Raw genomic sequence first — 24,289 nt, 5'->3', positions numbered from 1 at the left:
TTCTAAATTTGAAAATGAGTCATCACCAACAACAGTTTAGATATTCTACAGGAGTTATTGCATATCCAGTATTTTTTGTGCTTCTAATATGGATTGTTTTTTGGTTGCAAGTCCGTTTTTTTCCTGCCATAAAAACCTTAGGTGTCTATCCTCAAAAGTTAGAGGGTTTAAGCGGCATTTTATTTAGTCCATTCATTCATGCCGATATTCAACATCTATATCACAACAGTATTCCGTTGTTTGTTTTATCGGTCGCTTTATTTTATTTCTATCGAAAAATCTCTTGGAAAGTCATTCTCTATGGAATTTTGCTTTCAGGATTAATTACTTGGATTATTGGTAGGCCTTCAAATCATATTGGAGCTAGCGGATTGGTTTATGTCTTGGTGAGTTTTATCTTTTTTAAAGGTGTTTTTGCAAAGCATTATCGATTAGTCGCTTTATCTTTAATGATTATTTTTCTCTACGGAAGCATGATTTGGTATGTGTTCCCTGTAAAAGAAGGCATGTCTTGGGAAGGTCATTTAGGAGGTTTGATTTCAGGGCTATTTTTTGCAATAATTTTCAGAAAATCGGTCGCAAAACCTGAACGTTATGTATGGCAAGAACCAGAATACAATGAAGAGGATGATGCCTTTATGCGTCATTTTGATGAAAACGGAAATTTTATCGAAAACTTAGAACCCGAAATTGAAGACGAATCAGAAACAAATAATGATCCAAAAATCAATTATATTTTTAAAAAATCCAAGAATTGATTTTTTTACTCCACACTCCACACTCCACACTCCACACTCCACACGTTGTACTTTACACTAACTTCTCTGCCTTACAGCTTCGTATAAAAACGCTCCACAAGCCACAGAAACATTTAAAGATTCAATCTCTCCTAAAATCGGAAGTTTGGCTTTATCATCTGAAACTTTTAAAACAGAAGGATTTATCCCTTTTCCTTCAGAACCCATTACGATTGCGCAAGGTTCTTTAAAAGATGTATCATAAATAGTGTTTTCAGCTTTTTCAGTAGCTGCTATTACTTTTATTCCTGAAGCTTGCATGTAAAACACAGCATCTTTGATATGGTCTACTTTACAAATAGGAATTTTAAAAATCGCTCCAGCACTTGTCTTGACAGTATCACCATTTACAGGAGCTCCACCTTTTTTCTGAATGATAATTCCTGAAACTCCAGTACATTCTGCAGTTCTAATAATAGCTCCAAAATTTCTGACATCGCTTAATTGATCGAGTAGGAGAAAGAGCGGAGTTTTACCAGATTCTAAAACGGTTTCCACTAAGTTTTCAAGAGTATAAAAAGCTATTGGAGCAATTTGAGCAATAGCGCCTTGATGGTTTTGTTTAGATAGTCGATTAAGCTTTTCAACTGGAACATAAGAAATATTTAGACGTTCTTTTTTAAGTAAATCTTCTAGTTCCGAAAATAGTTCGCCACGTAAACCTTTCTGTAAAAAGACTTTATCTATATTTTCACCTGCTTTAACAGCTTCGATTACTGCACGAATTCCAAAAATTGTTGTTTCTTTTTCCATGCCTCAAAGGTATTAAACCTTAGTAAATAATACTACATTAATGCAATAAGCTAAAAAGTATCTTTAGAATACAGCAGTCAGACTTATGTGTACTTTAGAATTTGATAATTTGAAGCGTTGGTTTTCGGTTTTTCCGCTTGTGTAGTTAAATCGCAATAATCCTGCTTTACTAAGTAGACCAAATCCAAAACCAAAGCCAAATAGTTTTCCTTTTTGATCACTGATTTTGTTTTCAAAATAAGCTGCATCAATTACAGAATGCACATAAATATTACGATTTAAACGGTAACGATATTCAGTATTAATAACTCCAAACAGATTAGCAACTAAACTGTTTTCTTCAAAACCTCTAATAGAATTAATACCACCAAATCGAGGAAGTTCATTTTCTAAAAAGGTATCAGAATCTATAATTTGACCATTGCCTCGTAAATAAAAACTATTTTGGTCATTGAGATTAAATATTTTGAAAGTATTCAAGGCAAATTTTGTTTGGTCTTCGTCAATATCATCAAATGTTCGGTTTCCAAATCCAGCAGTAATATCAAATATGAAGTTTATTGGAAACAAGAAGTCATAATTTTGACGTTTGGTATACACATAGTTTGTAAAATAATAGTTTGACTTAAAGTCGTTAACTGAAGAGATTTCAGTATCTAACAAATCTGAAGAATTTACACCACTTAGACCAACTCCTATAACATGATTAGAATTGACTTGATAATTGAGTTTAGCAGATTGACTAGCGGTTACAAATGTGGAGTCTTTTTTAAAAATATTTAGGTTTAATTCAACGCCTAAAGGAGTGCTAAACATATATGGCATTTTTATATTGCCATCAAAAGTTTGTTGGTCATTCTCATCGCTTTTATAAAGTAGTTTTAATGTTTCTCCATAGTTAAGGTTATTGGTAAGACTTAAATTGAGATAGCCATCAAACTCTATTTTATTGGTGTCTTCATTGGTTCCAAAACCTAAAAAGCCATCAAAAGTGTTGCTCTTGGTTTTTTCTATATACATATATAATATGGTAGAATCTTTTGTAAAAAGAACCTCAGGATCTTTAATTTGATTGGCAAAACGTAAATCATTGAGTTCAGCAGTTTTGTCTTTAATTTTTGCGAGATTAAATTCTTGTCCAGTTTTAATTTTCATGTAACGCTTAACAAATGATTTCGGAAACTTTTCATAACCTTTAATGATAATCTTGTCTATAGTACGTTTAAAAGGTTTAGATAATTCAAGATTGGCTGAAAGACTTGTGTTACTGACTTGCTTAATATTTATAAGCTGAAGTGTAGAAAACGGATTGCCTCGATTGGCAATTTCTGCATTTATAAAATTTAAAGTACGCTCTAGTTTTGAAATTGGTAGCGTAAATGATTGACCATTAGATTTGATGTCACCTAATGTTAATATATCCTCATCAATCAAACCATTATGATTAATGGTTATGGATTTGTAACGCTGATTTAAACTAAAAAGCGCTTTAAACAATGAATCACTTTCTTTTTTGAGATGTACTAACTTGCTGTTAATGTAGCCAATAGTTAACAAACGTTTGTTTAGTGAATCAACTTCAGTTTTAAGTGAAGTATAATCTTTAAAATAGTTTTCATAGCCCAAAGAATCAATAACTTGAGTTTCTAAGGAATCATTACCAATAATTTTCAACTCTAAATTTTGCGAATATACCTCTGCAAAAAAAAGAGAAAATAGAAATAATATAAACAGACGAAAGTTATTAAGCATTCAAAAGATTATTTTTCAAAACTAACGCAAATAAATAAGTTAAAATATGCGCATGCTAGAATAATTTTATAAACTTTTTAAAATTAATGCTTTTGCATTTGAAAAATTAATATTTATTTCTACCTTTGCAGCCCTCAAAGTAGAGGGTTAAATAAAATTTATATAGAAATATATGCCAACAATTTCACAATTAGTACGAAAAGGAAGAGCCAAAATAACCAAGAAGAGTAAATCGGCTGCTTTAGATTCGTGTCCACAAAGACGTGGTGTGTGTACTCGTGTTTACACGACGACTCCTAAAAAACCAAACTCAGCAATGCGTAAGGTAGCAAGGGTTCGTTTAACAAACGGAAACGAGGTAAATGCATACATCGGTGGAGAAGGACACAACTTACAAGAGCACTCGATAGTATTGGTTAGAGGTGGAAGGGTAAAAGATTTACCAGGAGTTAGATATCACATTGTTCGTGGTGCCTTAGACACAGCAGGTGTTGCAGGTAGAACGCAGCGTAGATCTAAGTATGGTGCAAAACGCCCTAAAAAGTAATTTAAAACTTTAAGAAGAAGACATGAGAAAAAGAGCAGCAAAAAAGAGACCGCTTTTACCAGATCCACGCTTTAACGATCAGTTAGTAACTCGATTCGTTAATATGATGATGTGGGATGGTAAGAAGTCTGTAGCTTTTAAAGTATTCTATGATGCAATTGATATTGTAGATTCAAAGAAAACTGACGAAGAAAAAACAGCTTTAGAAATTTGGAAAGATGCGTTGTCTAACGTAATGCCTCACGTAGAAGTACGTAGTCGTCGTGTTGGTGGTGCAACATTTCAAATTCCAATGCAAATTCGTCCAGACCGTAAAGTATCAACAGCTATGAAATGGTTGATTGGTTACGCAAGAAAAAGAAATGAAAAATCTATGCCTCAAAAATTAGCTGCTGAAATTTTAGCTGCAGCTAAAGAAGAAGGAGCAGCTGTTAAAAAGAGAGTTGATACTCACAAAATGGCAGAAGCAAATAAGGCATTCTCTCACTTTAGATTTTAATTAACATGGCAAGAGATTTAAAATTCACAAGAAATATAGGTATTGCTGCACATATTGATGCAGGAAAAACTACTACTACAGAGCGTATTCTTTATTATACAGGTGTGTCTCATAAAATTGGTGAAGTGCATGATGGTGCTGCAACAATGGACTGGATGGAGCAAGAGCAGGAAAGAGGTATTACTATTACTTCTGCTGCAACCACTTGTACTTGGAATTTTCCAATGGAAAATGGACAACCAACTCCAGATACTAAAGGATATCACTTTAATATTATTGATACTCCAGGTCACGTAGATTTTACCGTTGAGGTAAATCGTTCTTTACGTGTACTTGACGGATTAGTATTCTTATTTAGTGCAGTTGATGGTGTTGAGCCTCAATCTGAAACTAACTGGAGATTAGCTGATAACTATAAAGTACCAAGAATAGGATTCGTTAACAAAATGGATCGCCAAGGATCTAACTTTATGGCTGTATGTCAGCAAGTTAAAGATATGTTGAAATCTAATGCAGTGCCAATTGTATTAAATATTGGTGATGAGGCTGATTTTAAAGGTATCGTAGATTTAGTAAAAAACAGAGCTATCGTTTGGCATGATGAAACTCAAGGATCAACTTTTGATGTTATTGAAATTCCAGATGAGTTAAAAGAGGAAGCTCGTAAGTATCGTGCGCTTTTAATTGAAGAGGTTGCAACTTACGATGAGAATCTTTTAGAAAAGTTCATGGAAGATGAAGATTCTATTACAGAAGAAGAAGTGCATGCTGCACTTAGAGCTGCTGTAATGGATATGGCTATCATTCCAATGATTTGTGGTTCTGCGTTTAAAAATAAAGGTGTGCAGTTCTTATTAGATGCTGTATGTCGTTACTTGCCTTCTCCAACAGATAAAGAAGGTATTGTTGGAACTAATCCTAATACAGGAGAAGAAGTATTACGTAAGCCAGATGTTAAGGAGCCATTTTCAGCTTTAGCATTTAAGATTGCTACAGATCCTTTTGTAGGTCGTTTAGCATTCTTTAGAGCATATTCTGGTCGTTTAGATGCTGGTTCTTATATCTTGAACAATCGTTCAGGTAAAAAAGAACGTATTTCTCGTATTTATCAAATGCACTCTAATAAACAAAATGCTATCGAATTTATCGAAGCAGGTGATATTGGAGCTGCAGTAGGATTTAAAGACATTAAGACTGGTGATACTATGTCTGATGAAAAGAATCCAATCGTTTTAGAATCTATGGATTTCCCAGACCCAGTAATTGGTATTGCTGTGGAACCAAAAACTAAAGCAGATGTTGATAAATTGGGTATGGCATTAGCTAAACTATCTGAAGAGGATCCAACGTTTACAGCAAGAACTGATGAAGCATCAGGTCAGACTATTATTTCTGGAATGGGTGAGCTTCACTTAGATATTATTGTTGACCGTTTAAAGCGTGAGTTCAAGGTTGAAGTAAATCAAGGTCAGCCTCAAGTAGAGTACAAAGAAGCTATTACACAGCGTGCAGAACACAGAGAAGTTTATAAGAAACAATCTGGTGGACGTGGTAAATTCGCAGATATTGTATTTACGTTAGAACCAGCTGAAGAAGGAAAAGTTGGTTTAGAATTTGTTTCTGAAATTAAAGGTGGTAACGTTCCTAAGGAATTTGTCCCTTCAGTTGAAAAAGGATTCAAAATGGCAATGGTAAATGGTCCATTAGCTGGTTATGAAGTTGATGCAATGAAAGTGACATTAACAGATGGTTCTTACCACGATGTCGATTCAGATCAATTGTCGTTCGAATTAGCTGCTAAGCTCGGGTTTAAGGCTGCTGCAAAAGCTGCAAAAGCTGTAATCATGGAGCCAATCATGAAACTTGAAGTAATCACTCCTGAAGAAAATATGGGTGATATTGTAGGTGACTTAAACCGTCGTCGTGGTCAAGTAAGTGATATGGGAGATAGAGCTGGTGCTAAAACCGTTAAGGCTACTGTGCCATTATCTGAAATGTTTGGATATGTAACAACATTGAGAACATTATCTTCAGGTCGTGCAACATCAACAATGGAATTTTCACATTATGCTGAAACTCCTAAAAATATTTCAGAAGAAGTAATCGCAGCAGCTAAAGGTGTTGAAGCTTAAAACTAAAAGAAAATGAGTCAGAAAATTAGAATAAAATTAAAGTCTTACGATCACAATTTAGTTGACAAGTCTGCTGATAAGATTGTAAAAACAGTAAAAAGTACAGGTGCTGTTGTCACTGGACCAATTCCATTACCAACACACAAGAAAATTTTCACTGTATTACGTTCACCACACGTAAATAAGAAGTCAAGAGAACAATTCCAATTAAGTTCTTATAAGAGATTATTGGATATCTATTCATCGTCTTCTAAAACAATTGATGCTTTAATGAAACTTGAATTACCAAGTGGAGTTGAAGTTGAGATTAAAGTGTAATGAAGGTAATTCCGTAAATACGGAAAGACATGTCCTAAGCTGCGAGCGAAGGAAAAACGGTAAAAAATACAATTCAAGGCTGAAACGTATTTTCAGCCTTGAATTTTAAATAAAGAGTAATAATTAATAATTAATAAATATGTCTGGGTTAATAGGAAAAAAGATTGGCATGACCAGCATTTTCGATGAAAATGGAAAGAATATTCCATGTACAGTAATCGAAGCTGGACCATGTATCGTTACCCAAGTCAGAACCGAAGAGGTCGACGGGTACAATGCCCTTCAATTAGGTTTCGATGACAAGACAGATAAAAGTGCTACTAAAGCTGAAATTGGTCACGCCAAAAAAGCTGGTACTTCTGTTAAAAGAAAAGTCGCGGAATTTAAAGGATTTGAAGGAGATTACAAATTAGGTGATGCAATAACAGTAGAGCACTTTATCGAAGGTGAATATGTTGATATTGCCGGAACATCAAAAGGTAAAGGTTTCCAAGGTGTTGTAAAACGTCATGGATTTGGTGGAGTTGGTCAAGCAACGCATGGTCAACATAACCGTTTAAGAGCTCCAGGTTCTATTGGTGCTGCATCATATCCTGCGAGAGTATTCAAAGGAATGAAAATGGCAGGACGAATGGGTGGCGAAAGAGTGAATGTTGAAAATTTAAGAGTCTACAAAGTAGTACCAGAAAAGAATCTACTTGTAGTTAAAGGATGTGTTCCAGGACACAAAAACTCTTATGTAATTATTCAGAAGTAATGAAAGTAGCAGTTTTAGATATCAACGGAAAAGACACAGGTAGAAAAGCAGAGCTTTCTAAAGATGTGTTCGGTATTGAGCCTAACAACCACGCAGTATATTTAGATGTTAAGCAGTATTTAGCTAACCAACGTCAAGGTACACATAAGTCTAAAGAAAGAGGTGAGATTGCTGGAAGTACACGTAAGATTAAAAAACAAAAAGGTACTGGTACTGCAAGAGCAGGTAGTATCAAATCTGGTGTATTTAAAGGTGGTGGACGTATGTTCGGACCAAGACCTAGAAACTACAGCTTTAAATTAAACAAAAATTTGAAGCGTTTAGCTAGAAAATCGGCTTTATCAATGAAAGCTAATGATAAAGATATCGTTGTTTTGGAAGACTTCAATTTTGATGCTCCAAAAACGAAAAACTTTACACAAGTATTGAAAGCATTAGACATACAAGACAAAAAATCGTTGTTTGTGTTGGGTGCTTCAAATAATAATGTATATTTGTCATCACGAAATTTTAAGGGCTCTGATGTTGTAACTAACTCAGAATTAAGTACTTATAAAATTTTGAATGCTAATAAATTAGTCCTTTTAGAGAGTTCTTTAGAAGGAATACAATCGAATTTAAGTAAATAGGAATAGTCATGAGTATCTTAATTAAACCGATAATCACTGAAAAAGCAACCATGCAAAGCGAGGTGCTAAATGCGTATGCATTTGAAGTGAACACAAAGGCGAACAAGGTAGAAATCAAAAAAGCTGTTGAAGCAGCTTATGGCGTTTCTGTTGAAAAAGTTCGTACTATAAATGTCCGTCCAGATAGAAGAACCCGTTACACAAAAACTGGTATTCAACATGGTAAAACAAATGCTGTCAAAAAAGCAATTGTACAACTGGCGGAAGGTGAAGTAATTGATTTATACACTAACATGTAATTAGACAACAATGTCAGTAAGAAAATTAAAACCAATCACATCAGCTCAGCGTTTTAGAGTAGTAAATGGATTTGACGCCATCACTACTGATAAGCCGGAAAAGAGTTTACTCGTTCCGAACAAAAGATCTGGTGGTAGAAACAGTCAAGGTAAAATGACTATGCGCCAAATTGGTGGAGGTCATAAGAGAAAGTATCGTATTATCGATTTTAAACGAAACAAAACAGGAATTCCTGGTGAAGTTAAGTCAATTGAGTACGATCCAAACAGAACAGCGTTTATCGCATTATTGAATTATCAAGATGGTGAGAAACGTTACATCATTGCTCAAAATGGTTTACAAGTTGGGCAAAATGTAGTGTCAGGTAAAGAAGGAATTGCACCAGAAATTGGTAACGCAATGCCATTAAGTCAAATTCCATTAGGTACAATCATTTCTTGTATTGAATTACGTCCTGGACAAGGAGCTGTAATGGCAAGAAGTGCTGGAGCATTTGCTCAACTTATGGCAAGAGAAGGAAAATTTGCTACAGTTAAATTACCTTCTGGAGAAACAAGAATGATTCTTTCAGAATGTATGGCTACAATTGGAGTGATTTCAAACTCAGACCATCAATTGACAGTTTCTGGTAAAGCAGGACGTACAAGATGGTTAGGTAGAAGACCAAGAGTTAGACCAGTGGTAATGAATCCAGTCGATCACCCAATGGGTGGTGGTGAAGGTAAATCTTCAGGAGGACACCCAAGATCTAGAAATGGTATTCCAGCTAAAGGTTATAGAACACGTTCTAAAACTAAAGCGAGTAATAAATATATTGTAGAACGTAGAAAGAAATAATTGAGATAATATGGCACGTTCATTAAAAAAAGGACCTTACATCCATTATAAATTGAATAAAAAAGTTGAAGAGAATATTGCTTCAAACAAAAAAACAGTAATCAAAACGTGGTCTAGAGCCTCTATGATTTCTCCAGATTTTGTTGGTCAAACAATAGCTGTTCATAATGGTCGTCAATTTGTACCAGTTTATGTAACTGAAAATATGGTAGGTCATAAATTAGGAGAATTTTCACCAACACGATCATTTAGAGGTCATGCAGGTGCAAAAAATAAAGGAAAAAAATAGTAAGCTATGGGAAGTCGTAAAAAACAAATGGCAGACGCTATTAAGGAAGACAGAAAAAAAGTTGCATTTGCAAAACTTAACAACTGTCCAACTTCACCAAGAAAAATGCGTTTAGTTGCAGACTTGGTAAGAGGAAAAGAAGCTGAAAAAGCATTACAAATCTTAAGATTTAGCCAAAAAGAAGCCTCACGTAGATTAGAGAAATTACTTTTATCTGCAATCGCTAACTGGCAAGCTAAAAATGAAGATGCTAATATCGAAGAAGCAGATTTATTTGTTCAAGAGATTAGAGTTGATGGTGGATCTATGTTAAAAAGATTACGTCCAGCACCTCAAGGTCGTGCACACAGAATTAGAAAAAGATCTAATCACGTAACAGTTGTGATTGGAGCTAAAAATAACACACAAGCTTAAATAGAGATATGGGACAAAAAACAAATCCAATCGGAAATCGTTTAGGAATTATCAGAGGATGGGAATCTAACTGGTATGGTGGAAATGATTATGGAGATAAACTTGCTGAAGACGATAAAATCAGAAAGTATATCCATGCTCGTTTATCAAAAGCTAGTGTATCTAGAGTTATTATTGAGCGCACGCTTAAACTTGTAACCGTTACTATCACTACTGCTAGACCTGGTATTATTATCGGTAAAGGTGGCCAAGAGGTAGACAAGTTAAAAGAAGAGCTTAAGAAAATTACTGGAAAAGAGGTTCAGTTAAACATCTTTGAAATTAAAAGACCTGAACTAGACGCATTTTTAGTAGGATCAAGTGTTGCTCGTCAAATTGAAAATCGTATTTCATATAGACGTGCAATCAAAATGGCAATTGCTGCTGCTATGCGTATGAATGCCGAAGGAATTAAAATCCAAATTAGTGGTCGTTTAAATGGTGCTGAAATGGCACGTTCTGAACACTACAAAGAAGGACGTATTCCTTTATCTACATTTAGAGCTGATATTGACTATGCTTTGGTTGAAGCACACACTACTTATGGTAGATTAGGTGTAAAAGTATGGATCATGAAAGGTGAAGTGTACGGAAAAAGAGAACTTTCTCCATTAGTTGGCTTGTCTAAGAAACAAGGTGGCAAGTCTGGAGGACGTGGTGGGAACAAATCTCGTCGCAGAAAGTAATTTTTAAAGAAAAGTAAAAATGTTACAACCTAAAAGAACAAAATTTCGTAAGGTCCAAAAAGGACGTATGAAAGGAAATACTGGAAGAGGTCACAGATTATCTTATGGTATGTTTGGAATAAAAGCTCTCGATGCTACTTTCTTGACATCACGTCAAATTGAAGCTGCTCGTATTGCTGCAACGCGTTACATGAAGAGAGAAGGTCAATTATGGATTAAAGTATTTCCAGACAAACCAATTACTAAGAAGCCTTTAGAAGTACGTATGGGTAAAGGTAAAGGTGCTGTAGAATACTGGGTAGCTGTAGTGAAGCCAGGAAGAGTTATTTTTGAAGTTGGTGGTGTACCAATGGAAGTTGCTAAAGAAGCATTACGTCTTGCAGCACAAAAATTACCAGTTAAAACTAAGTTTTTAATCGCTCGTGACTACGAAGCCGAAGCTTAAAATTAGATATTATGAAGCAAGCAGAAATTACACAGCTATCAGTAACTGAGTTACAAGAAAAACTTAGTGAGACAAAAAAGAGTTATGCAGACCTAAAATTGGCTCATGCAATCTCTCCATTAGAAAATCCAATTCAGTTACGTAACGTTAGACGTTCAGTAGCAAGAATTGCAACAGAATTAACTAAAAGAGAAATACAATAATTGTATTCTGGCTGAAAGATGGAAAAAAGAAACTTAAGAAAAGAACGTATAGGAGTTGTTACTAGTAACAAAATGATGAAATCAATTGTGGTTTCTGAAGTTAAAAAAGTAAAACATCCTATGTATGGAAAATTCGTTTTGAAAACAAAAAAATATGTTGCTCACGACGAAACAAACGACTGTAACATTGGAGATACAGTAAAGATCATGGAAACAAGACCTTTAAGTAAATCTAAATGTTGGAGATTAGTAGAAATAATTGAAAGAGCTAAATAATTATGGTACAACAAGAATCTAGATTAAAAGTAGCTGATAACACAGGAGCAAAAGAAGTATTAACAATACGTGTTCTTGGTGGTACAAAAAGAAGATATGCTTCTATTGGTGATAAAATTGTAGTGTCTGTTAAAGATGCTACTCCAAATGGAAACATTAAAAAAGGAGCAGTTTCAACAGCAGTTGTAGTTCGTACTAAAAAAGAAGTAAGACGTCCAGATGGATCTTATATTCGTTTTGATGATAACGCTTGTGTACTTTTAAATCCAACAGGAGAAATGAGAGGAACACGTGTATTCGGACCAGTAGCTAGAGAACTTCGTGACAAACAGTTCATGAAAATTGTATCATTAGCACCTGAAGTGCTTTAATGACTAAAAAAATGACAAAGCTTAAAATTAAATCAGGAGATACAGTAAAAGTAATAGCTGGAGACCATAAAGGTTCAGAAGGTAAAGTGCTTAAAGTATTTATAGATAAAAACAAAGCCATTGTAGAAGGCGTGAACATGGTTAAAAAACACACAAAACCAAGTGCACAAAATCCACAAGGAGGCATTGTAGAAAAAGAAGCACCTATGCACATTTCTAACCTATCGTTGTTAACCTCTAAAGGAGAGACAACACGTGTAGGTTATAAAATAGAAGGTGATAAAAAAGTGAGATTTTCTAAAAAATCAAATGAAGTAATATAGTTATGGCTTATATTCCAAGATTAAAACAAGAGTACAAGGACAAAGTAGTTTCTGCTCTTACAGAAGAATTCGGATATAAAAATGTAATGCAAGTTCCTAAACTTACTAAAATTGTTATATCTAAAGGTGTTGGAGCTGCTGTTGCAGACAAGAAATTAATTGATCATGCAATTGATGAATTAACAAAAATTTCAGGTCAAAAAGCCGTAGCGACAATGTCTAAAAAGGATGTTGCATCATTTAAATTACGTAAAGGAATGCCAATTGGTGCTCGAGTAACGTTAAGAGGTGAGCAAATGTATGAGTTTTTAGATCGTTTGGTTACTTCAGCTTTACCACGAGTAAGAGATTTTAACGGTATCAAAGCTACAGGGTTTGATGGACGTGGAAATTATAACTTAGGTGTTGTTGAACAAATTATCTTTCCAGAAATTGATATTGATAAAATCAACAAGATATCTGGTATGGACATCACATTTGTAACAACAGCTGATACAGATAAAGAAGCAAAATCGTTATTAACTGAATTGGGATTACCTTTTCAAAAGAACTAAGATATGGCTAAAGAATCAATGAAAGCCCGTGAGGTTAAAAGAGCAAAAACAGTAGCTAAATATGCTGAAAAACGTAAAGCTTTAAAAGAAGCTGGAGATTATGAAGCATTACAAAAGTTACCAAAAAACGCTTCTCCAATTAGAATGCACAATAGATGTAAACTAACTGGAAGACCTAAAGGGTACATGAGAACTTTTGGTATTTCACGTGTAACATTCCGTGAAATGGCTAACCAAGGGTTGATTCCAGGTGTTAAAAAAGCATCTTGGTAAACAACTTTCGCCTAGCGAAAAAAAAGAATTATAAATTGGTCTCAGGTTCGAGAGATATCGAAAACCGTTACCGCAAATTAATATAAATGAATACAGATCCAATTGCTGATTACTTAACAAGAATCAGAAATGCAGTGAAAGCTAACCACAGAGTGGTTGAGATTCCTGCATCAAACTTAAAGAAAGAAATGACTAAAATATTATTCGATCAAGGATATATTTTAAGTTATAAATTCGACGATTCTACTGTACAAGGAACAATTAAAATTGCTCTTAAGTACAACAAGGACACTAAAGAGTCGGTTATCAAAAAAATTCAACGAATCAGTACACCAGGTTTACGTAAGTATGCTGGCGCTAATGAAATGCCAAGAATCCTTAACGGGTTAGGTATTGCTATTGTTTCTACATCTAAAGGTGTAATTACAGGAAAGCAAGCACAGCGTGAAAATGTAGGTGGTGAATTATTGTGTTACGTTTACTAATTTAAAGCAGAAAGAACATGTCAAGAATAGGAAATAATCCAGTAGCAATTCCAGAAGGAGTTACAGTTGATGTTAAGGACAACGTAGTTACAGTAAAAGGTAAATTAGGTGAATTAACACAAGAATTTGATGCTGTTGAAATTAAAGTTGAAGACGGAAACGTTCTTGTAACTAGATCAGCAGATAATAAAAACCAGAAATCTAAACATGGTTTATACAGAGCTTTAGTAAGTAATATGGTTGAAGGTGTATCTAAAGGATGGACTAAAGAATTAGAACTTGTAGGAGTTGGTTACAGAGCTTCAAATCAAGGTCAGAAACTAGATATGGCTTTAGGGTTTTCTCATAACATTGTTATGGATATCGCTCCTGAAGTAAAAATAGAAACCATTTCTGAAAAAGGTAAAAATCCAATTGTAAAATTAACATCTCACGATAAACAATTAGTTGGTCAAGTTGCTGCCAAAATTCGTAGCTTCAGAAAGCCTGAACCTTACAAAGGAAAAGGTGTTAAGTTTGTTGGTGAAGAATTAAGAAGAAAAGCAGGTAAATCAGCTTAAAAAATTAGTTATGGCATTAACAAAGAACGAAAGAAGATTAAGAATAAAAAGCAGAATACGTAAGGTCGTTTTTGGAACTGAAGAAAGACCACGTTTAGCTGTATACAGAAGTAATAAAGAAATTTATGCTCAAGTTGTTGACGATGTTACAGGAAAAACATTAGCAGCAGCTTCATCAAGAGATAAAGATATTGCTTCTGCAAAAGGAACTAAATCAGAAATAGCTGCTCTAGTAGGAAAAGCTGTTGCTGAAAGATCAATAAAAGCTGGTATCAATACTATTTCTTTTGATAGAGGTGGATACCAATATCACGGAAGAGTAAAATCATTAGCTGAAGGCGCAAGAGAAGGCGGACTTAAATTTTAAGACACTATGTATCAGAAATATAAAAACGCAGAATTAGTAAAACCAAGTGGAATTGATCTTAAAGATCGTTTAGTTGGTGTTCAAAGAGTTACTAAAGTAACAAAAGGTGGTAGAGCTTTTGGTTTTTCAGCGATCGTAGTGGTTGGTGATGAAGCTGGAGTTGTAGGTCACGGTTTAGGAAAATCTAAAGATGTTGCTACGGCAATTGCTAAGGCAGTTGAAGACGCAAAAAAGAATCTTGTTAGAATTCCTATTATTAAAGGAACCTTACCTCACGAACAAAAAGGTAAATTTGGAGGTGCAAGAGTAAACATTATTCCTGCTGCTCCTGGTACAGGTGTAATCGCTGGTGGTGCTGTTAGAACAGTGTTAGAAGCCGTTGGTGTTCATGATGTATTATCTAAATCTCAAGGATCTTCTAACCCTCACAATGTTGTAAAAGCTACATTTGATGCTTTATTACAACTTAGAGATGCAAATACAATTGCTAAGGAAAGAGGAATTTCTCTTGAGAAAGTGTTTAACGGTTAATCATTAGAACAATGGGAAAGATTAAAGTAACAAAGGTAAAAAGTGCGATAAATCGTACGCAAAACCAAAAAAGAATATTAGAAGCTCTTGGATTGAAAAAAATTGGTCAAACAATTGAGCACGATGCTTCACCAAGTATTCTTGGAATGGTAAATAAAGTTTCACATTTAGTTTCTGTTGAAGAAATGAGCTAAATAAATCTGTTGAATTGTATAAGATATTGAATAGCGAATTCAATCTGACCTATTTGATAAAATAACACAAACAGATTAAACAAAATAATAAGATATAATGAACTTAAGTAATTTAAAACCAGCAGAAGGTTCTGTAAAGAGCCAAGGTAAAAGAGTAGGTCGAGGACAAGGTTCTGGAAAAGGTGGTACTGCAACTCGTGGCCACAAAGGAGCTAAATCTCGTTCTGGTTATTCTAAAAAATTAGGTTTTGAAGGTGGACAAATGCCACTTCAAAGACGTGTACCAAAATTTGGATTTAAAAACATTAACAGAGTTGAGTACCAAGGTGTAAATCTTGATACTTTACAACAATTAGTTGATGACAAGAAAATAAAAGATGCAGTTGATTTTGAAACGTTAATTGATTTACGTTTAGCAGGAAAGAATGATTTAGTGAAAATTCTTGGTCGTGGTGAATTAAAATCAAAATTAAAAGTGTCTGCTCATAAATTTACTGCTTCAGCAAAAGCTGCTATCGAAGCTGCAGGAGGAGAGGCTGTAACTTTATAAGACAACTTAAAGTATGAAATTTATAGAAACATTAAAGAATGTTTGGAAAATAACCGAACTAAAAGACAGAATCATCTTAACGCTTGGTTTACTTTTAGTGTACCGTTTTGGTGCTCAGGTTGTACTTCCAGGTATAGATGCTAGTCAATTAAGTAATTTACAAGCTGGTGCAGGAGAAGGTATTCTTGGTTTATTAAACATGTTTACTGGTGGTGCCTTTGCAAATGCTTCTGTATTTGCTCTTGGTATTATGCCTTACATTTCAGCTTCTATTGTAGTACAATTGATGGGAATCGCAATTCCTTATCTTCAAAAACTACAAAAAGAAGGTGCTAGTGGACAAAAGAAAATTACTCAAATTACACGTTGGTTAACGATTGTGATCTGTTTATTTCAAGCTCCAGGATATTTGGCTAGTTTACCAACAGCATTTGGTATTCCTCAATCAGCATTCTTATTAGGAACAGGACCAACATTCTATATTTCTTCTGTAATCATTTTGGTTACAGGATGTATCTTCGCCATGTGGTTAGGAGAAAAGATTACAGATAAAGGTATTGGTAATGGTATTTCATTATTAATTATGGTTGGTATTATAGCAACTTTACCTGCATCATTTATTCAAAATGCTGCGTCACGTTTAAGTGGTGGTGGTAATGGAGGTTTAATGATGATCTTAATTGAATTGGTGATATGGTTCGTGATTATTATGGCTTCTGTAATGTTAGTAATGGCTGTTCGTAAAATTGCAGTGCAATATGCTAGAAGAACTGCTTCTGGTGGCTATGAAAAAAATGCATTTGGTTCTAGACAGTTTTTACCATTAAAATTGAATGCTTCAGGTGTAATGCCAATTATCTTTGCTCAAGCTATTATGTTTGTACCTAGTTTAATTGGTAAATCAATTGATGGTAGTGATGCTGGTCAGTGGATGATTGCACAATTTTCAGATATTTTCGGATTGTGGTATAACATTGTATTTGCATTATTAATTATCATATTTACATATTTCTATACTGCTATTACTGTTCCTACAAACAAAATGGCTGATGATTTAAAACGTAGTGGTGGATTTATTCCAGGTATTAGACCAGGAACTGAAACTTCAGAATATTTAGACAAAATCATGTCTCAAATTACTTTACCAGGTTCTATATTCTTAGCATTAATAGCTGTGTTCCCAGCAATCATTGTAAAGCTTATGGATGTTCAAGCTGGTTGGGCTTTATTCTTTGGTGGTACATCTCTATTAATTATGGTTGGAGTTGCGATAGATACTATGCAGCAAGTCAATTCATATTTGTTGAATAAACATTATGATGGCTTGATGAAAACTGGTAAAAATAGAAAAGCAGTAGCGTAATGTAATACTAATTTAGAGTTTGACTCAAACATTTGGCAAGATTTGTGCTAGAGAATGAGCAAATACTAAAATATAAATTATGGCAAAACAAGCAGCAATAGAACAAGACGGATCAATTATAGAAGCATTATCAAATGCTATGTTTCGTGTTGAATTAGAAAATGGTCACATTGTGACTGCACACATCTCTGGTAAAATGCGTATGCATTACATCAAGTTATTACCAGGTGATAAAGTAAAATTAGAAATGAGTCCTTACGATTTAACGAAGGCTCGTATAACTTATAGATACTAATTAAAAAAAAAGTTAAAAAGTAGAAAGTTAAAAGTTGTAAAGTAATTTGCTAAACTTTCAAGCTTTCAAACTTTTAAACTTTCAAACTATTAAAAGATGAAAGTAAGAGCATCAGTTAAAAAAAGAAGCGCAGACTGTAAATTAGTGCGCAGAAAAGGTAGACTTTACGTCATTAACAAAAAGAATCCTAGATTCAAACAAAGACAAGGATAAAACAAGAGACTAGTCATTAGTAATTGGTAGTTAGATGAATCTGTTCGAAATCGAAAGGTTTAGGATTCTAACAACTAAAAACTAACAGCTAAAAACTAAACAATATGGCAAGAATTGCAGGTGTAGACATACCAAAACAAAAAAGAGGAGTGATCTCGTTAACTTATATCTACGGAGTAGGTAGAAGTAGAGCACAAGAAATTTTAGCAACAGCTAAAGTAGACGAAAGCGTCAAAGTACAAGATTGGACAGATGAGCAAATTGGAGCAATCCGTGACGCTGTTGGAACTTATACTATTGAAGGTGAATTACGTTCTGAAACACAAATAAACATCAAGCGTTTGATGGATATTGGTTGTTACAGAGGTATTCGTCATAGAGCTGGTTTACCTTTAAGAGGTCAACGTACTAAAAACAACTCTAGAACTAGAAAAGGTAGAAGAAAAACTGTTGCTAACAAGAAAAAAGCAACTAAATAATAATTAAGACAGTAGTCATTAGTTTAAATGTTAGAGGAGTCTGTTTGAAATCGAAAGGTTTAGGATTCTAAAAACTTTAAAAAACTAACAACTAGAAACTAAAAAGTATGGCAAAGTCAAGTACAAAAAAACGTAAAGTAATAGTAGACGCTATTGGAGAAGCACACGTAGCGGCTTCATTTAACAATATCATTATTTCTTTAACTAACAAAAAAGGTGACGTTATTTCATGGTCATCTGCTGGAAAAATGGGATTCAGAGGTTCTAAAAAGAACACTCCTTACGCTGCTCAATTAGCTGCAGAAGATGCTGCAGGAGTTGCTAAAGAAGCTGGTCTTAAAAAAGTTAAAGTGTATGTTAAAGGTCCTGGTAATGGTAGAGAATCTGCTATCAGATCTATTCACAATGCAGGTATTGAAGTGACAGAAATTATCGATGTTACTCCATTACCACATAATGGATGTCGTCCACCAAAACGAAGAAGAGTTTAAGCAATATCTTACGTTCTAAATTAATATCAACTGTAATGCAGTTGATATTAATTTTTATACGTACATTTGCAAACTGAAAAATAACAAACAAGTATCAACGAGAGATTGACGTTTATCGAAGGATAAGATTAAGACCTTAATTCATAAACACTCTCAAAAACAAATTTAAAATGGCAAGATATACTGGTCCTAAAACTAAAATAGCTCGTAAATTTGGAGAAGCTATTTTTGGAGATGATAAAGCTTTTGAAAAAAGAAATTATCCTCCTGGTCAACACGGAAACAACAGAAGACGTGGTAAAAAATCTGAATATGCAATCCAATTAATGGAAAAGCAAAAAGCTAAGTACACTTATGGGATCTTAGAAAAGCAATTCAGAAACATGTTCAAAAGAGCAACAGCTGCACAAGGGATTACTGGTGAAGTTTTACTTCAATTATGTGAGTCGCGTTTAGATAACGTTGCTTTCAGAATGGGATTATCACCTACACGTAGTGGAGCAAGACAATTAGTATCTCACAGACATATTACTGTAAATGGTAATATTGTAAACATTCCTTCTTACCAATTAAAAGCTGGAGATGTAGTTGCTGTAAGAGAAAAATCTAAATCTTTAGAATCTATCCAAAATTCATTAGCTAACTCTAGCAATGTTTACGAATGGATTACTTGGAATAACGACAAAAAGGAAGGAACTTATGTGTCTATTCCTGAAAGAATCCAGATTCCAGAAAACATCAACGAGCAATTCATCGTCGAATTATACTCTAAATAATAATTAATCATATTGGTATTTAGCCAAAGGATTTATAAGACATCTTCAAGCTTTTAAATCGCGCAACTAAATCACAATTAAAACGAAGACAACTATGGCAATATTAAATTTTCAGAAACCAGATAAAGTAATCATGATTGATTCGACTGAGTTCGAAGGTAAGTTTGAATTCAGACCTTTAGAACCAGGATACGGATTAACAGTAGGTAATGCACTTAGACGTGTATTATTATCTTCTTTAGAAGGATTTGCAATAACTTCAGTGAGAATTGAAGGTGTAGATCACGAATTCTCAACAATATCAGGTGTTGTAGAAGACGTTACAGAAATGATTTTGAACTTAAAGCAAGTTAACTTTAAACGTCAAATTGACGAAGTAGATAACGAGTCTGTTTCAATTTCAATTTCTGGTCAAGATCAAATTACTGCTGGAGATTTCCAAAAGTTCATCTCAGGATTCCAAGTATTAAACAAAGACTTAGTCATTTGTAACTTAGATCCAAAAGTGAGCATCAATATGGAAATCACAATTGAAAAAGGTAGAGGTTATGTTCCTGCTGAAGAAAACAAAAAAGCTTCAGCTCCAATCGGAACCATCTTTACAGATTCAATTTATACGCCAATAAAAAATGTAAAGTACAGTATTGAAAACTTCCGTGTTGAACAAAAAACCGATTACGAAAAATTAGTTTTTGAAATCATCACAGATGGATCAATTCACCCAAAAGATGCTTTAACTGAAGCAGCTAAAATATTAATTCACCACTTCATGTTATTCTCAGATGAGCGTATCACTCTTGAAGCTGATGAAATTGCACAAACCGAAACTTATGATGAAGAATCACTTCACATGAGACAACTATTAAAAACTAAGTTAGTTGATATGGACCTCTCTGTACGTGCATTAAACTGTTTAAAAGCTGCAGAAGTAGATACTTTAGGAGACTTAGTATCATTCAATAAAAACGACTTAATGAAGTTCCGTAACTTTGGTAAAAAATCTTTAACAGAGCTTGAAGAGCTTGTAAATGTTAAAGGTCTTAACTTCGGAATGGACTTAGCTAAGTACAAATTAGATAAAGATTAAATTTAATTAATAATAATCATATTTTGCTCCTCATAAATTGAGTTTGGTAGCAAGATGATAAATAAAAAGTCATGAGACACGGAAAGAAATTTAACCATTTAGGAAGACAAACTGCTCACAGAAAAGCAATGTTAGCTAATATGGCTTGTTCGTTAATCGAGCACAAACGTATTAACACTACTGTTGCTAAAGCAAAAGCCTTAAAGCAATTTGTAGAACCAATGATTACTAAGTCTAAAGAAGACACGACACACAACAGACGTATCGTATTTTCTAAACTAAGACAAAAAAATGCGGTTACTGAATTATTCAGAGACGTTGCAGTAAAAGTTGGTGATCGTCCAGGTGGTTACACAAGAATCATCAAACTTGGTAACAGACTTGGTGATAATGCTGATATGGCAATGATCGAGTTAGTAGATTACAACGAAATCTATAACGCTGGTAAGAAAGCTAAAAAATCTACCAGAAGAAGTAGACGAGGAGGTTCTAAACCAGCTGCACCAGCTGCAGCTCCAGTAGCAACTAACGAAGAAGAATAACAAATGTTAGCAAAAGCGCAAGTGGATTTTAATATCAATACAGATAAAAAAATAACACTGGCTTTATTATTATGTAAATCTCGATTATCGAGTGTTGATAAGCATTTAATATATAAAGGATAATCTGTTTTAGATTATCCTTTTTTTTATAGATTTTTGTAAACATATTTTGGGCGTTACGCTTTTACGCTAAACGCTTTAAAGCGTCAGGCTTTCGGCAGTCGCTTTTTTTATATCATTTCGTACTAAAACGCGTAATCAAAATATAAAAAAGAGCTCCAACAACTGCCTTAATCCTTAACGCAACTTAAATTAAGCAACATACAATTTTACGACAACACAACACACTAATATGAAATACTTAAAACGTAAAAGAGCTTTAATCTTACTCGCAGACGGAACCATTTTTCATGGCAAATCAATAGGCAAAGAAGGCACTGCCTTTGGCGAAGTTTGTTTCAATACAGGAACAACAGGTTACCAAGAAATTTTTACAGATCCTTCGTATTACGGACAACTCATGGTAACAACCAATGCACATATTGGAAACTATGGAACTAAAGCCGACGAAGTAGAATCAGACTCTATTAAAATTGCAGGATTAATTTGTAAAAACTTTAGCTTTAATTACTCTCGTCCTGGAGGAGATAAATCCTTAGAAGAATTTTTAGAAGATAACAATCTGTTAGCAATTTCAGATGTCGATACAAGAGCTTTAGTAAGTCATATTAGAGATCATGGCGCAATGAATGCTGTAATTTCAACAGATGTAGATAATGTTGAAAACCTAAAACAACAACTAGCAGAAGTACCTAGTATGGAAGGTTTAGAGTTAGCCTCTAAAGTGTCAACTAAAGAACCATATTTTTTTGGTAACGAAAATGCAACTTACAAAATAGCAGCATTAGATATCGGAATTAAAAAGAACATTCTTCGTAATTTGGCTAAACGCGATGCTTACATTAAGGTATTTCCATACAATTCAAAGTTTGAAGATTTAGAAGCTTTTAAACCAGATGGCTACTTTTTGTCAAACGGACCAGGAGATCCAGAACCTTTAGTTGAAGCTCAAGACGTCGCAAAAGAAATTATCAAACGCGATTTACCTTTATTTGGTATTTGTTTAGGACATCAAGTGATTGCTTTAGCAAACGGAATTTCAACTTATAAAATGCATAATGGTCATAGAGGAATCAATCATCCTGTTCAAAATTTAATTACGACTAAAGGCGAAATTACATCTCAAAACCATGGTTTTGCAATTAACAGAGAAGAAACCGAAGCGCATCCAGATATAGAAATTACGCATGTGCATCTAAACGATCATACTGTAGCAGGAATTAAACTAAAAAATAAAAATTGTTTTTCAGTACAATATCATCCTGAGGCAAGTCCAGGACCAAACGATTCAACCTATTTATTTGATGAGTTTATTAATAACATCAAAAACAACTAATAAAAAAAGCAACGATTTTAAAATTTCGTTGCTTTTTCGTTACAGCAATATTATGGTTAAAATATAATGTAATTCTGAATATTCAGCATAGATTATAGGATAACTATTTTGTAATTTTGCGTACACGTCACTTCGAGTATTATGCTTCAGCATAATGTATCGAGAAACCTTAGATAGTTTTCTAAGTTTTTGATACAACAAATCTATGATTTGTCACTCAAACTGATAAAAACTAATTTTCAATAATCAAAACAAAAACAATGAGCATTATTATTAATATTCATGCAAGACAAATTTTAGATTCAAGAGGAAATCCAACTGTTGAAGTTGATGTCATTACCGAAAATGGTGTCATGGGAAGAGCTGCTGTACCTTCTGGTGCTTCAACTGGAGAACATGAAGCTGTAGAACTTCGTGATGGAGGAAATGCTTATATGGGAAAAGGTGTTTCTAAGGCTGTAGATAATGTAAATTCAATTCTTTCACAAGAACTATTAGGCGAATCTGTATTCGATCAAAATAGAATAGACCAACTCATGATCGATTTAGATGGAACACCAAACAAGTCTAAATTAGGTGCTAATGCCATTTTAGGTGTGTCTTTGGCAACTGCAAAAGCTGCTGCTAACGAATTAGGTATGCCATTATATCGTTATGTTGGAGGTGTTTCAGCAAATACTCTTCCAGTACCTATGATGAATATCATTAATGGAGGTTCGCATAGTGATGCACCAATTGCGTTTCAAGAATTTATGATTATGCCTGTGAAAGCTGAAAATTTCTCACAAGCGATGCAAATGGGAACAGAAATTTTCCATCATCTAAAAAAGGTATTGCACGATAGAGGTTTAAGTACTGCAGTTGGTGATGAAGGTGGTTTTGCTCCAAACTTAGAAGGAGGAACCGAAGATGCGCTTGAAACTATTGCAAAAGCGGTTTCGAATGCAGGTTATAAATTAGGAGATGATATCATGATTGCTTTAGATTGTGCTTCAGCAGAATTCTATAAAGATGGAAAGTATGATTACACCATTTTTGAAGGTAATTCAGGTCAGGTAAGAACTAGTGAAGAACAAGCCGATTACTTAGCGAGCCTTTCAGAAAAATATCCAATTATTTCTATTGAAGATGGTATGGACGAAAACGATTGGGAAGGTTGGAAATATTTAACCGATAAGATTGGAGATACAGTACAATTGGTTGGCGACGATTTATTTGTAACCAATGTCGAGCGTTTATCTCGTGGTATTGAAAACGGAATCGCAAATTCTATTTTAATTAAGGTTAATCAAATAGGAACGTTAACCGAAACCATTTCAGCAGTAAATATGGCACATAATGCAGGTTATACATCTGTCATGTCGCATCGTTCTGGTGAAACCGAAGATAATACCATTGCCGATTTAGCTGTGGCTTTAAACACAGGACAAATTAAAACAGGTTCTGCATCACGTAGTGATCGTATGGCAAAATACAATCAGTTATTACGTATTGAAGAAGAGTTAGACGAAGTGGCTTACTTTCCAAAGATGAATGCATTTAAGGTGAAGTAAGACTCAATATTCTAGTACATAATTAAACCTATTCGTTAATTCGAGTAGGTTTTTTGCTTTTATGAAAAATGTTAATGTGATTCAGAGTGAAACGGTGAATCTCACACTTTGTTAGATTCTTCAATCATAAAAACATCTTCTAAATGGCAACTC

37 protein-coding genes are annotated in these 24,289 nt (G+C 34.1%); 35 read left to right on the top strand and 2 right to left on the bottom strand.

From position 1 onward, the window contains the following. Positions 1–14: 14 nt before the first annotated feature. A complete protein-coding gene (locus ACP15M_RS10945; RefSeq protein ID WP_425077251.1) occupies positions 15–758 on the top strand; it encodes a rhomboid family intramembrane serine protease in 744 nt (247 codons plus the stop codon). Between the two features lie 57 nt (positions 759–815). On the opposite strand, the gene rlmB is transcribed toward ACP15M_RS10945, so the two are convergent. Both rlmB and ACP15M_RS10935 read right to left on the bottom strand, forming a co-directional pair. Beyond that, complete coding sequence (rlmB, locus tag ACP15M_RS10940) at positions 816–1,550, bottom strand: 23S rRNA (guanosine(2251)-2'-O)-methyltransferase RlmB (protein ID WP_425077250.1); 735 nt, start codon at positions 1,548–1,550, stop codon at positions 816–818. A 63-nt stretch (positions 1,551–1,613) separates the two neighbouring features. Beyond that, on the bottom strand, positions 1,614–3,302 hold the full coding sequence (locus tag ACP15M_RS10935; RefSeq protein ID WP_425077249.1) for a POTRA domain-containing protein: 1,689 nt from the start codon (positions 3,300–3,302) through the stop codon (positions 1,614–1,616). A gap of 172 nt (positions 3,303–3,474) precedes the next feature. Here ACP15M_RS10935 and rpsL point away from each other — a divergent pair, with 172 nt between their 5' ends. The 34 genes from rpsL to eno all read left to right on the top strand — a co-directional run bounded on the left by rpsL (position 3,475) and on the right by eno (position 24,136). Then, on the top strand, positions 3,475–3,849 hold the full coding sequence (gene rpsL, locus ACP15M_RS10930; RefSeq protein ID WP_008269190.1) for a 30S ribosomal protein S12: 375 nt from the start codon (positions 3,475–3,477) through the stop codon (positions 3,847–3,849). 22 nt (positions 3,850–3,871) lie between these two features. Further along, entirely contained in the window at positions 3,872–4,348 is a 477-nt protein-coding gene (gene rpsG, locus ACP15M_RS10925) for a 30S ribosomal protein S7 (RefSeq protein WP_425077248.1), read from the top strand. Between the two features lie 5 nt (positions 4,349–4,353). Continuing rightward, positions 4,354–6,480, top strand: a complete 2,127-nt coding sequence (gene fusA / locus ACP15M_RS10920; RefSeq protein WP_425077247.1) for an elongation factor G — start codon at positions 4,354–4,356, stop codon at positions 6,478–6,480. Between the two features lie 12 nt (positions 6,481–6,492). Continuing rightward, entirely contained in the window at positions 6,493–6,798 is a 306-nt protein-coding gene (gene rpsJ, locus ACP15M_RS10915) for a 30S ribosomal protein S10 (protein ID WP_007650482.1), read from the top strand. Positions 6,799–6,937: 139 nt separating this feature from the next. Beyond that, positions 6,938–7,555, top strand: a complete 618-nt coding sequence (rplC, locus tag ACP15M_RS10910; RefSeq protein ID WP_425077246.1) for a 50S ribosomal protein L3 — start codon at positions 6,938–6,940, stop codon at positions 7,553–7,555. After that, positions 7,555–8,184 carry a 50S ribosomal protein L4 gene (rplD, locus tag ACP15M_RS10905; RefSeq protein ID WP_425077245.1) on the top strand — a complete coding sequence of 210 codons (630 nt, stop codon included), beginning with the start codon at positions 7,555–7,557 and terminating at the stop codon, positions 8,182–8,184. Before rplC ends, rplD begins: the two co-directional genes overlap by 1 nt. 8 nt (positions 8,185–8,192) lie before the next feature. After that, positions 8,193–8,483 carry a 50S ribosomal protein L23 gene (gene rplW / locus ACP15M_RS10900; RefSeq protein ID WP_425077244.1) on the top strand — a complete coding sequence of 97 codons (291 nt, stop codon included), beginning with the start codon at positions 8,193–8,195 and terminating at the stop codon, positions 8,481–8,483. A 10-nt stretch (positions 8,484–8,493) separates the two neighbouring features. After that, positions 8,494–9,321, top strand: coding sequence for a 50S ribosomal protein L2 (gene rplB, locus ACP15M_RS10895; protein WP_425077243.1), 828 nt, complete (start codon positions 8,494–8,496; stop codon positions 9,319–9,321). A 10-nt stretch (positions 9,322–9,331) separates the two neighbouring features. After that, positions 9,332–9,610: a 30S ribosomal protein S19 gene (gene rpsS / locus ACP15M_RS10890; protein ID WP_425077242.1), complete on the top strand. Its 279-nt coding sequence runs from the start codon at positions 9,332–9,334 to the stop codon at positions 9,608–9,610. A 6-nt stretch (positions 9,611–9,616) separates the two neighbouring features. Next, a complete protein-coding gene (rplV, locus tag ACP15M_RS10885) occupies positions 9,617–10,024 on the top strand; it encodes a 50S ribosomal protein L22 (protein ID WP_425077241.1) in 408 nt (135 codons plus the stop codon). An 8-nt stretch (positions 10,025–10,032) separates the two neighbouring features. Continuing rightward, on the top strand, positions 10,033–10,749 hold the full coding sequence (gene rpsC / locus ACP15M_RS10880) for a 30S ribosomal protein S3 (RefSeq protein WP_260097705.1): 717 nt from the start codon (positions 10,033–10,035) through the stop codon (positions 10,747–10,749). 19 nt (positions 10,750–10,768) lie between these two features. Continuing rightward, a complete protein-coding gene (rplP, locus tag ACP15M_RS10875) occupies positions 10,769–11,194 on the top strand; it encodes a 50S ribosomal protein L16 (protein WP_425077240.1) in 426 nt (141 codons plus the stop codon). Positions 11,195–11,205: 11 nt separating this feature from the next. Then, the gene (gene rpmC, locus ACP15M_RS10870) at positions 11,206–11,397 is read left to right on the top strand and encodes a 50S ribosomal protein L29 (RefSeq protein ID WP_425077239.1); all 192 of its coding nucleotides are present in this window, start codon (positions 11,206–11,208) and stop codon (positions 11,395–11,397) included. A gap of 18 nt (positions 11,398–11,415) precedes the next feature. Continuing rightward, complete coding sequence (gene rpsQ, locus ACP15M_RS10865; RefSeq protein WP_248027972.1) at positions 11,416–11,673, top strand: 30S ribosomal protein S17; 258 nt, start codon at positions 11,416–11,418, stop codon at positions 11,671–11,673. A 2-nt stretch (positions 11,674–11,675) separates the two neighbouring features. After that, a complete protein-coding gene (gene rplN, locus ACP15M_RS10860; protein ID WP_040248536.1) occupies positions 11,676–12,044 on the top strand; it encodes a 50S ribosomal protein L14 in 369 nt (122 codons plus the stop codon). Between the two features lie 11 nt (positions 12,045–12,055). Further along, positions 12,056–12,367 carry a 50S ribosomal protein L24 gene (gene rplX, locus ACP15M_RS10855; protein WP_425077238.1) on the top strand — a complete coding sequence of 104 codons (312 nt, stop codon included), beginning with the start codon at positions 12,056–12,058 and terminating at the stop codon, positions 12,365–12,367. Between the two features lie 2 nt (positions 12,368–12,369). Beyond that, positions 12,370–12,921 (top strand): 50S ribosomal protein L5, encoded by a 552-nt coding sequence (gene rplE / locus ACP15M_RS10850; RefSeq protein ID WP_425077237.1) that lies wholly within the window; start codon positions 12,370–12,372, stop codon positions 12,919–12,921. A gap of 3 nt (positions 12,922–12,924) precedes the next feature. After that, positions 12,925–13,194, top strand: a complete 270-nt coding sequence (gene rpsN, locus ACP15M_RS10845; protein WP_099563531.1) for a 30S ribosomal protein S14 — start codon at positions 12,925–12,927, stop codon at positions 13,192–13,194. 86 nt (positions 13,195–13,280) lie between these two features. Further along, positions 13,281–13,679, top strand: coding sequence for a 30S ribosomal protein S8 (gene rpsH, locus ACP15M_RS10840; protein ID WP_425077236.1), 399 nt, complete (start codon positions 13,281–13,283; stop codon positions 13,677–13,679). Between the two features lie 17 nt (positions 13,680–13,696). Continuing rightward, positions 13,697–14,239, top strand: a complete 543-nt coding sequence (gene rplF / locus ACP15M_RS10835) for a 50S ribosomal protein L6 (protein WP_425077235.1) — start codon at positions 13,697–13,699, stop codon at positions 14,237–14,239. Positions 14,240–14,249: 10 nt separating this feature from the next. After that, on the top strand, positions 14,250–14,606 hold the full coding sequence (gene rplR / locus ACP15M_RS10830; protein ID WP_425077234.1) for a 50S ribosomal protein L18: 357 nt from the start codon (positions 14,250–14,252) through the stop codon (positions 14,604–14,606). 6 nt (positions 14,607–14,612) lie between these two features. Then, positions 14,613–15,137, top strand: coding sequence for a 30S ribosomal protein S5 (rpsE, locus tag ACP15M_RS10825; protein WP_425077233.1), 525 nt, complete (start codon positions 14,613–14,615; stop codon positions 15,135–15,137). 11 nt (positions 15,138–15,148) lie between these two features. Beyond that, the gene (rpmD, locus tag ACP15M_RS10820; RefSeq protein ID WP_425077232.1) at positions 15,149–15,331 is read left to right on the top strand and encodes a 50S ribosomal protein L30; all 183 of its coding nucleotides are present in this window, start codon (positions 15,149–15,151) and stop codon (positions 15,329–15,331) included. 97 nt (positions 15,332–15,428) lie between these two features. Beyond that, complete coding sequence (rplO, locus tag ACP15M_RS10815) at positions 15,429–15,881, top strand: 50S ribosomal protein L15 (protein WP_425077231.1); 453 nt, start codon at positions 15,429–15,431, stop codon at positions 15,879–15,881. A 13-nt stretch (positions 15,882–15,894) separates the two neighbouring features. After that, the gene (gene secY / locus ACP15M_RS10810) at positions 15,895–17,244 is read left to right on the top strand and encodes a preprotein translocase subunit SecY (RefSeq protein ID WP_425077230.1); all 1,350 of its coding nucleotides are present in this window, start codon (positions 15,895–15,897) and stop codon (positions 17,242–17,244) included. 79 nt (positions 17,245–17,323) lie between these two features. After that, on the top strand, positions 17,324–17,539 hold the full coding sequence (infA, locus tag ACP15M_RS10805; protein WP_026753784.1) for a translation initiation factor IF-1: 216 nt from the start codon (positions 17,324–17,326) through the stop codon (positions 17,537–17,539). 96 nt (positions 17,540–17,635) lie between these two features. After that, positions 17,636–17,752: a type B 50S ribosomal protein L36 gene (ykgO, locus tag ACP15M_RS10800; protein ID WP_008269159.1), complete on the top strand. Its 117-nt coding sequence runs from the start codon at positions 17,636–17,638 to the stop codon at positions 17,750–17,752. 104 nt (positions 17,753–17,856) lie between these two features. Then, positions 17,857–18,231, top strand: a complete 375-nt coding sequence (gene rpsM, locus ACP15M_RS10795; protein WP_425077229.1) for a 30S ribosomal protein S13 — start codon at positions 17,857–17,859, stop codon at positions 18,229–18,231. 107 nt (positions 18,232–18,338) lie between these two features. Further along, positions 18,339–18,722: a 30S ribosomal protein S11 gene (rpsK, locus tag ACP15M_RS10790; RefSeq protein ID WP_040248564.1), complete on the top strand. Its 384-nt coding sequence runs from the start codon at positions 18,339–18,341 to the stop codon at positions 18,720–18,722. Positions 18,723–18,892: 170 nt separating this feature from the next. Continuing rightward, positions 18,893–19,498, top strand: a complete 606-nt coding sequence (gene rpsD, locus ACP15M_RS10785; protein ID WP_425077228.1) for a 30S ribosomal protein S4 — start codon at positions 18,893–18,895, stop codon at positions 19,496–19,498. Positions 19,499–19,592: 94 nt separating this feature from the next. Beyond that, on the top strand, positions 19,593–20,585 hold the full coding sequence (locus ACP15M_RS10780) for a DNA-directed RNA polymerase subunit alpha (protein ID WP_425077227.1): 993 nt from the start codon (positions 19,593–19,595) through the stop codon (positions 20,583–20,585). Between the two features lie 71 nt (positions 20,586–20,656). Beyond that, positions 20,657–21,127 carry a 50S ribosomal protein L17 gene (gene rplQ / locus ACP15M_RS10775; protein WP_425077226.1) on the top strand — a complete coding sequence of 157 codons (471 nt, stop codon included), beginning with the start codon at positions 20,657–20,659 and terminating at the stop codon, positions 21,125–21,127. Between the two features lie 352 nt (positions 21,128–21,479). After that, positions 21,480–22,583 carry a glutamine-hydrolyzing carbamoyl-phosphate synthase small subunit gene (gene carA, locus ACP15M_RS10770; RefSeq protein ID WP_425077225.1) on the top strand — a complete coding sequence of 368 codons (1,104 nt, stop codon included), beginning with the start codon at positions 21,480–21,482 and terminating at the stop codon, positions 22,581–22,583. Positions 22,584–22,843: 260 nt separating this feature from the next. Continuing rightward, entirely contained in the window at positions 22,844–24,136 is a 1,293-nt protein-coding gene (gene eno / locus ACP15M_RS10765) for a phosphopyruvate hydratase (protein WP_425077224.1), read from the top strand. Positions 24,137–24,289 lie beyond the last annotated feature (153 nt).

This window comes from Psychroserpens sp. S379A (genome assembly GCF_049800755.1).
GTDB lineage: Bacteria > Bacteroidota > Bacteroidia > Flavobacteriales > Flavobacteriaceae > Psychroserpens.
The sequence above is the reverse complement of the archived record's forward strand: the minus strand, read 5'-3'. Positions and strand labels throughout refer to the sequence as shown.